The organism is Cellulomonas hominis (genome assembly GCF_014201095.1).
Classification (GTDB): domain Bacteria; phylum Actinomycetota; class Actinomycetes; order Actinomycetales; family Cellulomonadaceae; genus Cellulomonas; species Cellulomonas hominis.
Genome location: NZ_JACHDN010000001.1, coordinates 2,656,988 through 2,669,445 on the forward strand (window position 1 = coordinate 2,656,988; position 12,458 = coordinate 2,669,445).

Annotated in this window: 13 protein-coding genes; 9 read left to right on the top strand and 4 right to left on the bottom strand. The window is 76.0% G+C overall.

The window, feature by feature from the left end; all coding sequences use genetic code 11:
• Positions 1-49 precede the first annotated feature (49 nt).
• Genes alr through rimI form a run of 4 tightly spaced genes read left to right on the top strand, consistent with a single transcriptional unit; the run spans position 50 to position 3,019 of the window.
• Positions 50-1,246: an alanine racemase gene (gene alr / locus HNR08_RS12525; protein ID WP_146840424.1), complete on the top strand. Its 1,197-nt coding sequence runs from the start codon at positions 50-52 to the stop codon at positions 1,244-1,246.
• Complete coding sequence (tsaE, locus tag HNR08_RS12530; RefSeq protein WP_146840423.1) at positions 1,243-1,791, top strand: tRNA (adenosine(37)-N6)-threonylcarbamoyltransferase complex ATPase subunit type 1 TsaE; 549 nt, start codon at positions 1,243-1,245, stop codon at positions 1,789-1,791. The genes alr and tsaE overlap by 4 nt, the downstream gene beginning before the upstream one ends.
• A 41-nt stretch (positions 1,792-1,832) precedes the next feature.
• Positions 1,833-2,507, top strand: a complete 675-nt coding sequence (tsaB, locus tag HNR08_RS12535; RefSeq protein ID WP_146840422.1) for a tRNA (adenosine(37)-N6)-threonylcarbamoyltransferase complex dimerization subunit type 1 TsaB — start codon at positions 1,833-1,835, stop codon at positions 2,505-2,507.
• On the top strand, positions 2,504-3,019 hold the full coding sequence (gene rimI / locus HNR08_RS12540; RefSeq protein ID WP_146840421.1) for a ribosomal protein S18-alanine N-acetyltransferase: 516 nt from the start codon (positions 2,504-2,506) through the stop codon (positions 3,017-3,019). The genes tsaB and rimI overlap by 4 nt, the downstream gene beginning before the upstream one ends.
• 28 nt (positions 3,020-3,047) lie before the next feature.
• Here the strand turns inward: rimI and HNR08_RS12545 are convergent, their stop codons facing one another.
• Entirely contained in the window at positions 3,048-3,674 is a 627-nt protein-coding gene (locus HNR08_RS12545; protein WP_146840420.1) for a malonic semialdehyde reductase, read from the bottom strand.
• Between the two features lie 116 nt (positions 3,675-3,790).
• Between HNR08_RS12545 and tsaD the strand changes: the two genes are divergently transcribed.
• Positions 3,791-4,849 carry a tRNA (adenosine(37)-N6)-threonylcarbamoyltransferase complex transferase subunit TsaD gene (gene tsaD, locus HNR08_RS12550; RefSeq protein ID WP_146840419.1) on the top strand — a complete coding sequence of 353 codons (1,059 nt, stop codon included), beginning with the start codon at positions 3,791-3,793 and terminating at the stop codon, positions 4,847-4,849.
• A gap of 13 nt (positions 4,850-4,862) precedes the next feature.
• On the opposite strand, the gene HNR08_RS12555 is transcribed toward tsaD, so the two are convergent.
• Together HNR08_RS12555 and HNR08_RS12560 are read right to left on the bottom strand one after the other, a co-directional pair.
• On the bottom strand, positions 4,863-6,011 hold the full coding sequence (locus HNR08_RS12555; RefSeq protein ID WP_146840418.1) for a glutamate--cysteine ligase: 1,149 nt from the start codon (positions 6,009-6,011) through the stop codon (positions 4,863-4,865).
• Positions 6,008-7,213: a class I SAM-dependent methyltransferase gene (locus HNR08_RS12560; RefSeq protein WP_146840417.1), complete on the bottom strand. Its 1,206-nt coding sequence runs from the start codon at positions 7,211-7,213 to the stop codon at positions 6,008-6,010. Before HNR08_RS12560 ends, HNR08_RS12555 begins: the two co-directional genes overlap by 4 nt.
• Positions 7,214-7,447: 234 nt before the next feature.
• Here HNR08_RS12560 and groES point away from each other — a divergent pair, with 234 nt between their 5' ends.
• Entirely contained in the window at positions 7,448-7,744 is a 297-nt protein-coding gene (groES, locus tag HNR08_RS12565) for a co-chaperone GroES (RefSeq protein WP_146840416.1), read from the top strand.
• A gap of 598 nt (positions 7,745-8,342) precedes the next feature.
• Here the strand turns inward: groES and HNR08_RS12570 are convergent.
• On the bottom strand, positions 8,343-8,645 hold the full coding sequence (locus HNR08_RS12570; RefSeq protein ID WP_146840415.1) for a WhiB family transcriptional regulator: 303 nt from the start codon (positions 8,643-8,645) through the stop codon (positions 8,343-8,345).
• 329 nt (positions 8,646-8,974) lie between these two features.
• Here HNR08_RS12570 and HNR08_RS12575 point away from each other — a divergent pair, with 329 nt between their 5' ends.
• The 3 genes from HNR08_RS12575 (at position 8,975) to guaB (ending at position 12,412) form a co-directional block, all read left to right on the top strand.
• The gene (locus HNR08_RS12575; protein ID WP_183835030.1) at positions 8,975-10,048 is read left to right on the top strand and encodes a MerR family transcriptional regulator; all 1,074 of its coding nucleotides are present in this window, start codon (positions 8,975-8,977) and stop codon (positions 10,046-10,048) included.
• Positions 10,049-10,152: 104 nt separating this feature from the next.
• On the top strand, positions 10,153-10,833 hold the full coding sequence (locus HNR08_RS12580) for a response regulator transcription factor (protein WP_146840377.1): 681 nt from the start codon (positions 10,153-10,155) through the stop codon (positions 10,831-10,833).
• A gap of 49 nt (positions 10,834-10,882) precedes the next feature.
• Entirely contained in the window at positions 10,883-12,412 is a 1,530-nt protein-coding gene (guaB, locus tag HNR08_RS12585; RefSeq protein WP_146840376.1) for an IMP dehydrogenase, read from the top strand.
• Positions 12,413-12,458: the final 46 nt, after the last annotated feature.

Here is a 12,458-nt window from a genome sequence, read left to right on the forward strand (position 1 = left end):
GCAGGCGCGCGTGGCCGGGTCGGCGGGCGAGCGGTGCGAGACTGGGGCGGTGAGCGAGTTTCCCGCGCGGGCGGTCGTGGACCTCGGGGTGGTGCGCGCCAACGCGCGGACCCTGGGCGACCTCGCGCCGACGGCCCAGGTCATGGCGGTGGTGAAGGCCGACGCCTACGGGCACGGCCTGCTCCCCGTCGCGCGGGCGGCGCTGGAGGGCGGGGCGACCTGGCTCGGCGTCGCCCAGGTCTCCGAGGCGCTGGCGCTCCGGGCGGGCGGCATCCGGTCGCGGGTGCTGACGTGGCTCTACGCGCCGGGCGCGCCGCTGGCGGACGCCGTCGCGGCGGACGTCGACCTGTCCGTGGCCGCGCCGTGGGCCCTGCGGGAGGTCGAGGCCGCGGCGCGCTCGACCGGCCGGACGGCGCGGGTGCACCTCAAGGTCGACACGGGGCTCGGCCGGAACGGCCTGACCCCGGCGGACCTGCCGGAGGTGCTGAACGCGGCCCTGCGGCTCGAGGCCGAGGGCGTCGTGCGCGTGGCCGGGATCTGGTCGCACCTCGCGTTCGCGGACGAGCCCGGGCACCCGACGCTGCACGCCCAGGCCGAGGTGCTGCGCGCGGTCGCGGACGACGCCGAGGCGCGCGGCGCCCGGTTCGAGGTCCGGCACATCGCGGCGTCCACCTCGACGCTCACCGACCCGGCCCTGCACCTCGACCTGGTGCGCCCCGGGATCGCGCTCTACGGGCTGACGCCGGTGCCGCAGCTCGGCGGGCCGGAGCGGTTCGGGCTCGTGCCGGCGATGACCGTCGAGGCGGAGCTCGCGACCGTGAAGCGGCTGCCCGCCGGGCACGGGATGTCGTACGGGCACCACTACGTGACCCCCCGGGACACGACGGTCGGCGTCGTGCCGCTCGGGTACGCGGACGGGGTGCCGCGGCACGCCTCCGGCGTCGACGGAGCGCCCGGCGCCCCGCTCGGGGTCGGCGGGCGCCGGCTCGCGATCGCCGGGCGGGTCTGCATGGACCAGGTGATGGTGGACCTCGGGCCGGACGCGACGGAGGCCGCCGGGGACCGGGTGGTGCTGTTCGGCACCGGCGCGGACGGCGGCCCCACCGCGCAGGACTGGGCGGACGCCGCCGGGACCATCAGCTACGAGATCGTCACGCGGCTCGGCGCGCGGGTGCCGCGGGTGTACGTGGACCGCGCCCGGACGACGGAGGGCGGCGCGCTGCGCGTCGCGGAGGGAGTGCAGTGAGCGGGACGACGACGGTCGCCGAGGTGACCGTGGACCTGGCCGACGCCGAAGCGACCCGCGCGTACGGCGCGGCGCTCGCGGGCCTGCTGCGCGCGGGCGACCTGGTGGTGCTCACCGGCGACCTCGGCGCGGGCAAGACCACGCTGACCCAGGGCATCGGCCAGGGGCTGCACGTGCGCGGCGCGGTGGCGTCCCCGACGTTCGTCATCGCGCGCGTGCACCCGCCGCTGCCCCGGCCCGACGGCACGACCGGCCCGACGCTGGTGCACGTCGACGCCTACCGCCTGGGCTCGCTGGACGAGGTCGACGCCCTCGACCTGGACGCGTCGCTGGACGAGTCCGTCACCGTCGTCGAGTGGGGGGCGGGGCTCGTCGAGTCGCTGGCCGACGACCGGCTGGAGGTCGCGCTGCGCCGGCCCCGCGGCGCCGAGGCGGGGCCGGGTGCCGGGCCGGACGACGAGGACGGCGACGCCTCCGCGGGCGTGCGCTCCGTGACCGTCCGCGCCCACGGCGACCGCTGGCGCGGCGTCGCGCTGCCCGCCTGACCCACCCCGACCCGACACCCCCTCCGGAAGGAACCCCACCGGTGCCCGTCCTCGCCCTCGACACCTCCGCCGCCGCGTCCGCCGCCGTCGTCGACGACGCGGGCCGCACGCTCGCGACCCGCTCGTCCGGCGAGACCCGCCGGCACGCCGAGGCGCTCACGCCGCTGCTCGACGCGGTCCTCGCCGAGGCGGGCGTGTCCCGCACCGACCTGACAGCCGTCGTCGCGGGCACGGGCCCGGCGCCGTTCACCGGCCTGCGGGTCGGCCTGGTCACCGCCCGCACGCTCGGGCTGGCGCTCGGGATCCCGGTGCACGGGGTGTCGTCGCTCGACGCGGTCGCCCTGGCCGCCGCCCGCGACCTCGACCCGGGCGCCGAGGTGCTGGTCGTGACGGACGCCCGGCGCAAGGAGGTGTACTCCGCCCGGTACCGCGTGGCGGCCGGCGGTGCCGTCGAGCTGCTGGACGGCCCGGCCGTCGAGACCCCGGCGGCGCTCGCGGCGCGCGGCCTGCCGGAGGGCGCCGTGGTGGTGGGGGCGGGGACGGCGCTGTACCCCGGGCTGCTGCCGGGCGCGCCCGCCGAGGTGGACCCCGCGGACCTGGCCCGGGTCGCCCTCGCGCGCCTCGCGGTCCCCGGCACGACGCTGCCCACCGAGCCGCTGTACCTGCGCCGCCCGGACGCGGTGCCGCCCGCGGCGGGCAAGCGCGCGCTCGGATGACGGTCGACCTGCGCCCGCTCGGCCCCGGCGACCTCGACGCGCTCGAGGCGATGGAGCGGGCGCTGTTCGGGGCGGGCGCGTGGTCCCGGGCGTCGCTGGCCGAGGAGCTCGACGGGCCGGGCCGGTGGTACGTCGGCGCCCAGGACCGGGAGTCGGGGGAGCTCGTCGGGTACGCCGGGCTGTGGTTCGACGGGTACGACGGCCAGGTGATGACGGTCGGCACCCGGCCGGACCACCAGGGCCGGGGCGTCGGTCGGCTGCTGCTGGACGCCCTGCTGGACCGGGCGCGGGAGCTGCGGGCGGCCGAGGTGCTGCTGGAGGTCCGGGTCGACAACGAGCCGGCGCTGCGGCTGTACGAGCGCGCGGGCTTCGAGCGGTTCGGGCGCCGCAAGGGGTACTACCAGCCGGAGAACGTGGACGCGTGGACCATGCGGCTGCGGCTGACCCGTGGCCCGGGCCCGGTCGGCGCGGGCGCCGGGGACGACGCGGGCGGGCGGGCGGCGTCGGTGTGACGCGGCCGCCCGCCCGGTGCGGTGCGGATCAGATCGTGCGGGCGACGTCCTCGAAGTCGAGGCGGGTCTGGCGCGGGTGCGAGGCCGGCATGCCGAAGCCCTCCACGTCGGCCGGCGCGGCGCCGACGTTCGCGACCATGATCGACCGCCAGGACGTCCCGGCGAACAGGTCGGCGTCGAGCCCGGCGGCGTCGTAGCCGGTCATCGGGCCGACGTGCAGCCCCGCGGCGCGCAGCCCGACGATCAGGTAGCCGGCCTGCAGGAAGGCGTTGTCGCGGGACATGCGCTCGCGGACCGCCTCGGCGCCGGCGAGGTTCTCGCGCGCGCCGGCCATGTGCGGGGCGAGCCGGGGCAGGTGCTCGTGGAAGTCGAGGTCCGCGGCCACCACGATGCTCAGCGGGGCGCGCAGGGTCTTGGCCTTGTTGCCGTCGTTCATGTGCCCGACCAGGCGCTCGCGGGCCTCGGGGGAGCGCACCAGCAGCAGCCGGAGCGGGAGGGTGTTCATCGCGGTCGGACCCCAGCGCACGACGTCCCAGACGGCGCGGACCTGCTCGTCCGTCACCTCGTCGTCGGCGAAGGTGTTGACGGTGCGCGCGGACCGGAAGACCAGGTCGGCGATCTCGGCGGGGACGCGCAGCTCGGTGTCGATGCTCATATTCGGTTGAATTCACAACCATCCCGGGGGATTCCTGTTGTGTCGGTGAACCGCGTCACACCGCCCCGTGCGCCCGTCGCGCGGCCCCGCCCGGAGCGCGACCTAGGATGGGTCCCATGCCCGAAGCGCCCCTCGTCCTGGGGATCGAGACGTCCTGCGACGAGACCGGGGTCGCCCTGGTCCGCGCCCACGCCGACCGCAGCGAGCTCCTGGTCGACGCCGTCGCGTCCTCCATGGACGAGCACGCGCGGTTCGGCGGGATCATCCCCGAGATCGCGTCCCGCGCCCACCTCGAGGCGATGATCCCGACCGTCGAGCGCGCGCTCGGCACCGCCGGGGTCACGCTCGCGGACGTCGACGCCGTCGCCGTCACCGCCGGCCCCGGCCTGGTCGGCTCGCTGACCGTCGGCACCGCCGCGGCGAAGGCCCTGGCCTACGGGCTCGGCAAGCCGCTGTACGGCGTCAACCACGTCATCGGCCACGCCGCCGTCGACGAGCTGGTGCACGGCCTGTTCCCCGACCGGGTCATGGCGCTGGTGGTGTCCGGCGGGCACTCCAGCCTGCTGCTGATCGACGACGTGGTGACCGGGGTGCGCGAGCTCGGCTCGACGCTGGACGACGCCGCGGGGGAGGCCTTCGACAAGGTCGGCCGCCTGCTCGGCCTGCCGTACCCCGGCGGCCCGCACATCGACCGCCTGGCGCGCGAGGGCGACCCGACGGCCATCCGGTTCCCGCGCGGGCTCACGGCCGCGAAGGACCAGGAGAAGCACGCCTACGACTTCTCGTTCTCCGGCCTGAAGACCGCCGTCGCCCGCTGGGTCGAGGCGCGGCAGGACGCCGGCGAGGAGATCCCCCTCGAGGACGTGTCCGCGTCGTTCGCCGCCGCGGTCGCCGACGTGCTCACGGCCAAGACCATCGCGGCCTGCCGGCGGCACGGGGTCGACACCCTGGTCGTCGGCGGCGGCTTCTCCGCCAACTCGCAGCTCCGCGACCTGGCCGCGGAGCGGTGCGCGGAGGCCGGCATCGAGCTGCGCATCCCGCCGATCCGGTACTGCACGGACAACGGCGCGATGATCGCGGCGCTCGGGGCGGCGGTCGTCCGGCGCGGGCTGCCCGCCTCGGACTTCGGCATCGGCGTGGACTCGACGATGCCGCTGGAGACGGTGACGGTCTGACCCGGAGGCCGGGCTAGAGCGGGCGCCCCGCGCGCATCTCCGCGACCAGCGACGCCACCACCGCGTCGAGCTCCCCGGCGTTCCGCCGGGCGACGGCCCGCTGCCGCTGGTACGACGCCCCCTTGCGCAGGATCACCCGCACGGCGTCGAGCTCCGCCGCGCAGCCCAGCCGCTCGGCCACGGGCTCGAGGTCGTGCAGCAGCCGGGCCACCGCGTCGGTGACGAGCTCCTCGTCGCCGGCCGCGTTCGTGATGATGATCGCGTCCATCCCGTACCGGGCGGAGCGCCACTTGTTCTCCTGCGCGAACCACGGCGGGACGGTCGGCAGCGGCTCGCCGCGGTCGAGCAGCGTCGAGAAGTGCTCGACCAGGCAGTGGGTCAGCGCGGCGAGGGCGGTGACCTCCAGCAGCGTGGGGGAGCCGTCGCAGATGCGGGTCTCGATCGTGCCGAACCGCGGGGAGGGGCGGACGTCCCAGCGCACCTCGTCGAACGCGTCGATCACGCCGGTGTGCAGCATGTCGCCGACGTAGGCCTCGAGCTGGTCCCAGCGCTCGAACTGGAAGGGCAGCCCGGCGGTCGGGAGCTGCTGGAACATCAGGGCCCGGTTCGAGGCGTAGCCGGTGTCCTTGCCGCCCCAGAACGGGCTGGACGCCGACAGCGACTGCAGGTGCGCGAAGCAGGTGAGCAGCGCCCGGCAGATCGGCAGCACCTTGTCCCGGTCCTCGACGCCGACGTGCACGTGGACGCCGTAGATGAGCATCTGCCGGCCCCACCACTGGGTCCGGTCGATGAGCGTCGCGTACCGCTGCTTGTCGGTGACCTTCTGCTGGGCCCAGCGGGCGAACGGGTGCGTGCCGGCGGACATCAGCTCGACGCGCAGCGGGTCGGTGACGGTGCGGACCTCGTCGACCGCGCGCTGCAGGTCGGCCCCGGCCTCGCTGACGGTGCGGCACACGCCGGAGACCACCTCGACGGTGTTGAGCAGCAGCTCCTGCCGGATGGCGGGGTGCTCGCCGCCGCCGGGCGGCCGGACCGCGTCCAGGACGGTGCTCGCGACCTGCCGCAGGTCGCCGGAGTCCGCGTCGACGAGCGCGAGCTCCCACTCGATGCCGACGCTGGAGCGCTCGGACGCCGCGAACGGCAGCCGCGCCGGCGTCGTCATGCGGGGGCACCCACCGGCTCGACCAGCAGCACCTGCTGCTGGCCCGCGACCCGGGTGAGCACGATCGTCGCGGCGGTGGAGCCCCGCAGGTCGAGCTGGCGGCGCAGCTGCTCCGGGACGACCGCGGTGCCGCGCTTCTTGATCGTGAGCGCGCCGACGTCCCGCTCGCGCAGGTAGGCGCGCAGGCGCTTGAGGCCGAACGGCAGGTCGTCGAGAACCCGGTAGGCGGTCGCGAACGGCGTCGCGTGCAGCGCGTCGGAGGTCACGTAGGCGATCGTGCGGTCCACGAGCCGTCCCTGCACCTCGGCGGCCACCTCGGCGACGAGCCCCGCGCGGATGACGGCCCCGTCCGGCTCGTACAGGTACGCCCCGACCGCTCCGACCGGCGGGTGCGCGTGCGCGGACGCCTCGCCGGCGCGCAGCAGGGCCGAGCCGCCCCCCGAGCCCAGCAGCAGCGCCGAGCGTCCGGGGCCGTCGGGGGCGAGCGGGCCGAACCACAGGCCGAGCTCGACGACGTCCCCGTCGACGGAGACCCACTGCGCCTCGGCGTCGTCCGGGAGCGCGGAGTGCGGGACCCCGGGCCCCAGCTTGAGGCCCAGGGCCGGCACGCGCTCGCGGACGGCCAGGACGGCGTCCAGGGGCGGGGCGTAGGCGGCGGGGTCGAACACGCGGGTGCCGCCGCCGGTGCGCCGGGCGGGGTCCGCGTACACGCCGTCGACGCCCTCGGCGGCCAGGTCGAGCGCGAGCCCGTCGCCGTGCCGGACCTCGGCCTCGGGGAAGTGCCGCAGGTTCACCGTGGCGAGCGCGGCCGTGGTCTCGTCGGCGTCCACCGCGAGCACCGGCAGCCCGACGCCGGCGAAGGCCATCGCGTCCGCGCCGAGCCCGCACGTGAGGTCGGCGACGCGCTGCGTCCCGGCCGCCACGTACCGGCGGGCGTGCTGCGCGGCGACGACCAGCCGGGTCGCCTGCTCCAGGCCGGCGGGGGTGAACAGCATGCCGTCGGCGAACTCGCCGAGCTTGTCGTGCGCGCGGGCCCGCAGCCGCGACTGGGTGAGCGCAGCGGCGACGAGGTCGGCGTCGAACCCGTCGCGGCGCAGGCGCTCGGACAGGGCCATGGCCTGCGCCTCGTCGTACGGGGGCAGGGCGGACAGCAGCGCCCAGCCGGTGGGGCTGAGCAGCTTCGCGAGGCCGGACGCGTCCATCCGGCGATCCTCGCACGCGCCGGGCCCGGCGACGGTCCCGCGGACAGCGTCCGGACGGAGGTGTCGTTGGCACTCGCCTTGACCGAGTGCTAACGGGTTCCTAGAGTGCTGATCGGCACTCTCGTGGTGCCGACCCGCACCGCACGGCCACCGGCACCCGCGACGACGGCCGGTCGTGATCCCGGCGCGGCAACGGACATCAGGCAGCACTCACACGCGAAGGGGAGGTCCGCAGTGTCGGTCTCCATCAAGCCGCTCGAGGACCGGATCGTCGTCAAGACGCTCGAGGCGGAGCAGACGACCGCCTCCGGTCTGGTCATCCCGGACAGCGCCAAGGAGAAGCCCCAGGAGGGCGAGGTCCTGGCGGTCGGCCCGGGTCGCATCGACGACAACGGCAACCGCGTCCCGCTCGACGTGGCGGTCGGTGACAAGGTCATCTACAGCAAGTACGGCGGCACCGAGGTCAAGTACGACGGCGAGGAGTACCTCATCCTCTCCGCGCGCGACGTCCTGGCGGTCGTCACCAAGTGACACCGGCGCCGGCCACGACGGCCGGCGCACGCACGACGAGGCCCTCTCCGCACGGCGGAGGGGGCCTTCGTCGTCCCCGGGGGTGCGCGGGCCGCGCGCGGGGATGAGGCCGGGGCGAGGCGGCGCGTGACCGGGGCGAGCCGGGCACGGGGCCGGGGCGAGCGGGCGCGTCACCGGGGCGAGCCGGGCACGTTCCGAGGCGAGCGGGCGCGTGACCGGAGGGTTCTGCCACGACACGCCGCGCGTGTCGGGCAGAACCCTCCACTCGGCCCGGCCTCGGCCTCCACTCGGACCGCCCCCCGGGCCTCGCGGACCGGCCCCGCCCGCGCGTCCCCCCGCAGAGTGGAACGTATGGACCGACTCGCCGACGGCGTGTCCGTCCGAACCCTCCACTCTGCGCGACCGGCCCGGCCACCGGCCACCGGCCCGGCCACTGGTCACTGGCCCGGCCACCGGTCACCGACCACCGACCATGGCCCCCGACCCGGGCCGGGACGCACGACGGGGCCCCCTCCGCATGCGGAAGGGGCCCCGTCGTCGTGAGCGGCGGCCGTGCGGTATCGCACCGCGGACGGCCACCGGGTCTGGGTGGCGCCGGTCAGATCGCCTGGTGGTGCGTGCGCCCGGCGCGCTCGGCGAGGACGGCGGTCCGCTCGTCCTCGGACAGACCGCCCCACACGCCGTACGGCTCGCGGACGGCGAGCGACTGCTCGCGGCACTCGTTGATGACCGGGCAGGTCGCGCAGATCGCCTTGGCGGCCTCGGCGCGCCGGCGACGCGCGGCACCGCGCTCGCCCTCCGGGTGGAAGAACAGGTCCTGGTCGGCGTCGCGGCACGCGCCCTGGTACTGCCACTCCCAGAGCTCCATGACGGGTCCCGGAAGGCGGGAGATCTCGGCCATCGGTGTCCTCCATGCCTCCGGTGGCGGGTGCCACCGGCGTCGTCGTGCGGTGAGGCGGTCCGGCTGCTGCCTGGGACCTCGGTCCCTGGTGCGGCCCTGAACTGCGCTGATCGAGACAGTACAACCGCGCCAGCAGTTGTTCAAGACCGTGTCGCGATCCGAGTCGACCCGGTTCGTGACGCGATGTGCGCGCGGCTCGGCGCGGTCGTTCACCTGCGACGGCGCGATCGGGTGACGCGGTCACTCGGGGCGCCGGTGGAAACCGCGCCAGATCCCCGGCAGAATCGGCCGCAGGGCGCCAGGACAGCAGCGCGGACGAGACGGGCGAGATGCGGAGCAGCGAGGACGACGGCACGACCGGCGGGCACGACCCGTCCGGTGCCGCAGGCGACGACGACGGGGACGCGACCGGCGCGCGGAGCGCGGACGCGGCGGTCCCGGACGCCCTCGACGAGGACGCGGCCCCGGGCGACCCCGCGGGCCCGACCCTCACCGTCGCCGCCGTCGCCGGCCGGCTCGGCGTCGCCCCCGCCACCCTGCGCACGTGGGACCGCCGCTACGGCCTCGGCCCCTCCGAGCACACGGCCGGAGCGCACCGGCGGTACAGCGCCCTCGACCTCGCGCGCCTCGTGACGATGCGCTCGCTCACGCTGGACGGCGTGCCGCCCTCGGACGCCGCGCGCATCGCCCGCGAGGGCGGCGCCCCGGCCCCCGCGGCCCCCGCGCCGGTGCGGCACCTCGCCGCCGTCCCCGACGCCCGCCAGGACGGGCTCGAGGCGCGGCGCCCGGACGCCCCGGCCACGCCGACCGCCGTGATCGACGCGGCCCTGCGCGCGGACGCCGACGCGGTCGCGCGCCTGCTCGCGCTCGCCCCGGGCGACGACCTCGCGCGCTGGTGGTCGGACCTGGTGCAGCCCGCGCGGGCCGGGATCGCGTCGCGCACCGTGCTCGCCCGGCCCGGCGACGAGCCCGACGCCCTGGTGGTCGCCGCCGCGCTCGCCGTGCTGCGCGTGCGGTCCGGCCGCGTCCCGTCGCACCCGTCCCGCCGCCGCATCGTCCTGCTGCTCGCCGCGCCGGGTGAACCTCGGCCGCTGGCGCTGCACGTGCTCGCGGGCGCGCTCGCGGACGCGGGTGTCGACGCGCGGGTGGTCGCCGGCCCGACCGGCCGGCACCGGCTGCTCGAGATCGCGGCGATGACGGCCCCGTCGGCCGTGGTGCTCAGCAGCGAGCTGCCCGCCCCCGACCTGGGCGTGGTGGCCGCGCTCGCGGAGCAGCACCCCGACCTGCCGGTGTTCGCGATGGTGCCCGACGAGGCCGCCGGCGCCGTCCCGCTGGGCCGCCAGGTGCACCGCGTGCGCACCGTCCCGGGCCTCGTCCACGAGGTCCTCGCCGTCTGCGGCTGACCGATCCGTGAGCGCTTCACGCTAACGTCGCGCCCGATCCGGCCGATACAGGAGAGAAGCCGGATCCGCCAGGGTGCCGGCGCGACGGCGAGAGGTGGAGGTCGATGGCGGGCGTCGTGGTGTGCCACGGATCGACGGCGGTGCGCGAGCGCATCGTCCTGACGGCGCTGGGCGTCCCGGCGCTGGCTCCGGTGCGCGCCGCGGCCACGGTGGACGAGCTCGTCGCCCTCGCGCGGCGCGTCCCGCCCACGATCGTGCTGCTCGACGCCCACCTGCCCTCCCCGGGCCCGGTCGAGGCCATCCGCCGCCTGCGCGCGGTGCCGTCGCAGTCCACCGTCGTGATGCTGGCCGTCCCGGGCGACGAGATCGCCCTCGACCGCGCGATCGCTCTGGGCGCCCGCGGCTATCTCGCCCCCGACGTCGGCCGGGCCGAGCTCGCCGCCGTCGCCGCGCACATCCTCGCGAGCCCGACGGTGCCCGCAGGCGCGGGGGTCGCGGACGGCCTGCCGGCGCACGGCGCCGTCCCGAGCGCACCCACCCCGGTGGTCGCGCGCGCCGAGCTGCCGATCCAGGGCGACGGCCGCGACGAGGTCTCGCTCACCAAGCGCGAGGTCGAGGTGCTGGTCGGGATGAGCAACGGCCGCTCGAACGCCCAGATCGGCCAGGAGCTGTTCCTCTCGGAGGACACCATCAAGACCCACGCGCGCCGGCTGTTCCGCAAGCTCGGCGCCGCGGACCGCGCCCAGGCGGTCGCCATCGGCCTGCGCAAGGGCCTCATCCGCTGACGCCGGACGGCCGTCCGGGGGGTACGAGGAACGGCCCTATCATCGGGGGATGACCGACCTGGGTACCCCTGGATCCGCCGCGCCTGCCGACCCGTTCGGCTTCATCGGTCTCACCTACGACGACGTCCTGCTCCTCCCGGGCGAGACCGACGTCATCCCGAGCGAGGTCGACACCACGACCCGGCTCACCCGTGAGATCTCCCTGTCGATCCCGCTCGTGTCCGCCGCGATGGACACCGTCACCGAGTCGCGCATGGCGATCGCCCTGGCCCGCCAGGGCGGCATCGGCGTGCTGCACCGCAACCTGTCGATCGAGGCGCAGGCCCACCAGGTCGACCTGGTGAAGCGCTCCGAGTCCGGCATGGTCTCCGACCCCGTGACCGTCGGGCCGGACGCGACGCTCGCCGAGCTCGACGCCCTGTGCGGGAAGTACCGGGTGTCCGGCCTGCCGGTGGTGGACGACGACCGCCGCCTGCTGGGCATCATCACCAACCGCGACCTGCGCTTCGTGCCGTCGAGCGAGTTCGGCACCCGCCGCGTCCGCGACACCATGACGTCGATGCCCCTGATCACCGGCCCGGTCGGGATCTCGAACGACGACGCCGCGGCCCTGCTGGGCAAGCACAAGGTCGAGAAGCTGCCGCTGGTGGACGCCGACGGGCGGCTCCAGGGCCTCATCACCGTCAAGGACTTCGTGAAGTCCGAGCAGTACCCGCTGGCCACCAAGGACGCGAGCGGCCGCCTGGTCGTCGCCGCGGCCGTCGGCTTCTTCGGGGACGCGTGGGACCGCGTGTCCGCGCTGGTCGAGGCGGGCGTGGACGCGCTGGTCGTCGACACCGCGAACGGGCACGCCCGGCTCATGCTCGACATGGTCCGCCGCATCAAGTCCGACCCGGCGACGAAGCACGTCCAGGTCATCGGCGGCAACATCGCGACCCGCGAGGGCGCGCAGGCGCTGGTCGACGCGGGCGTGGACGCGGTCAAGGTCGGCGTCGGCCCGGGCTCGATCTGCACCACCCGCGTGGTCGCCGGCGTCGGCGTCCCGCAGGTCACCGCGGTGTACGAGGCGTCGCTGGCCGCCAAGCCCGCGGGCGTCCCGGTGATCGCCGACGGCGGCCTGCAGTACTCCGGCGACATCGCGAAGGCCCTCGTGGCCGGCGCGGACAGCGTCATGGTCGGCGGGCTCATCGCCGGCTGCGACGAGTCCCCGGGCGACCTGGTGTTCGTCAACGGCAAGCAGTTCAAGCGCTACCGCGGCATGGCCTCGCTCGGCGCGATGCAGAGCCGCGGCGACCGCCGGTCGTACTCGAAGGACCGCTACTTCCAGGGCGACCTGTCCGACGACGAGATCATCACCGAGGGCATCGAGGGCCAGGTCCCGTACCGCGGCCCGCTCGCGGCGGTGGCGCACCAGCTCGTCGGCGGCCTGCACCAGTCGATGTTCTACGTCGGCGCCCGCACCATCCCGCAGCTGCAGCAGCGCGGGAAGTTCGTCCGGATCACGCCGGCGGGGCTCAAGGAGTCGCACCCGCACGACGTGCAGATGATCTCGGAGTCGCCGAACTACACGGTGCGCTGAGCTGAACGACGCAGGGCCGGGAGCGCGTGCTCCCGGCCCTGCGTCG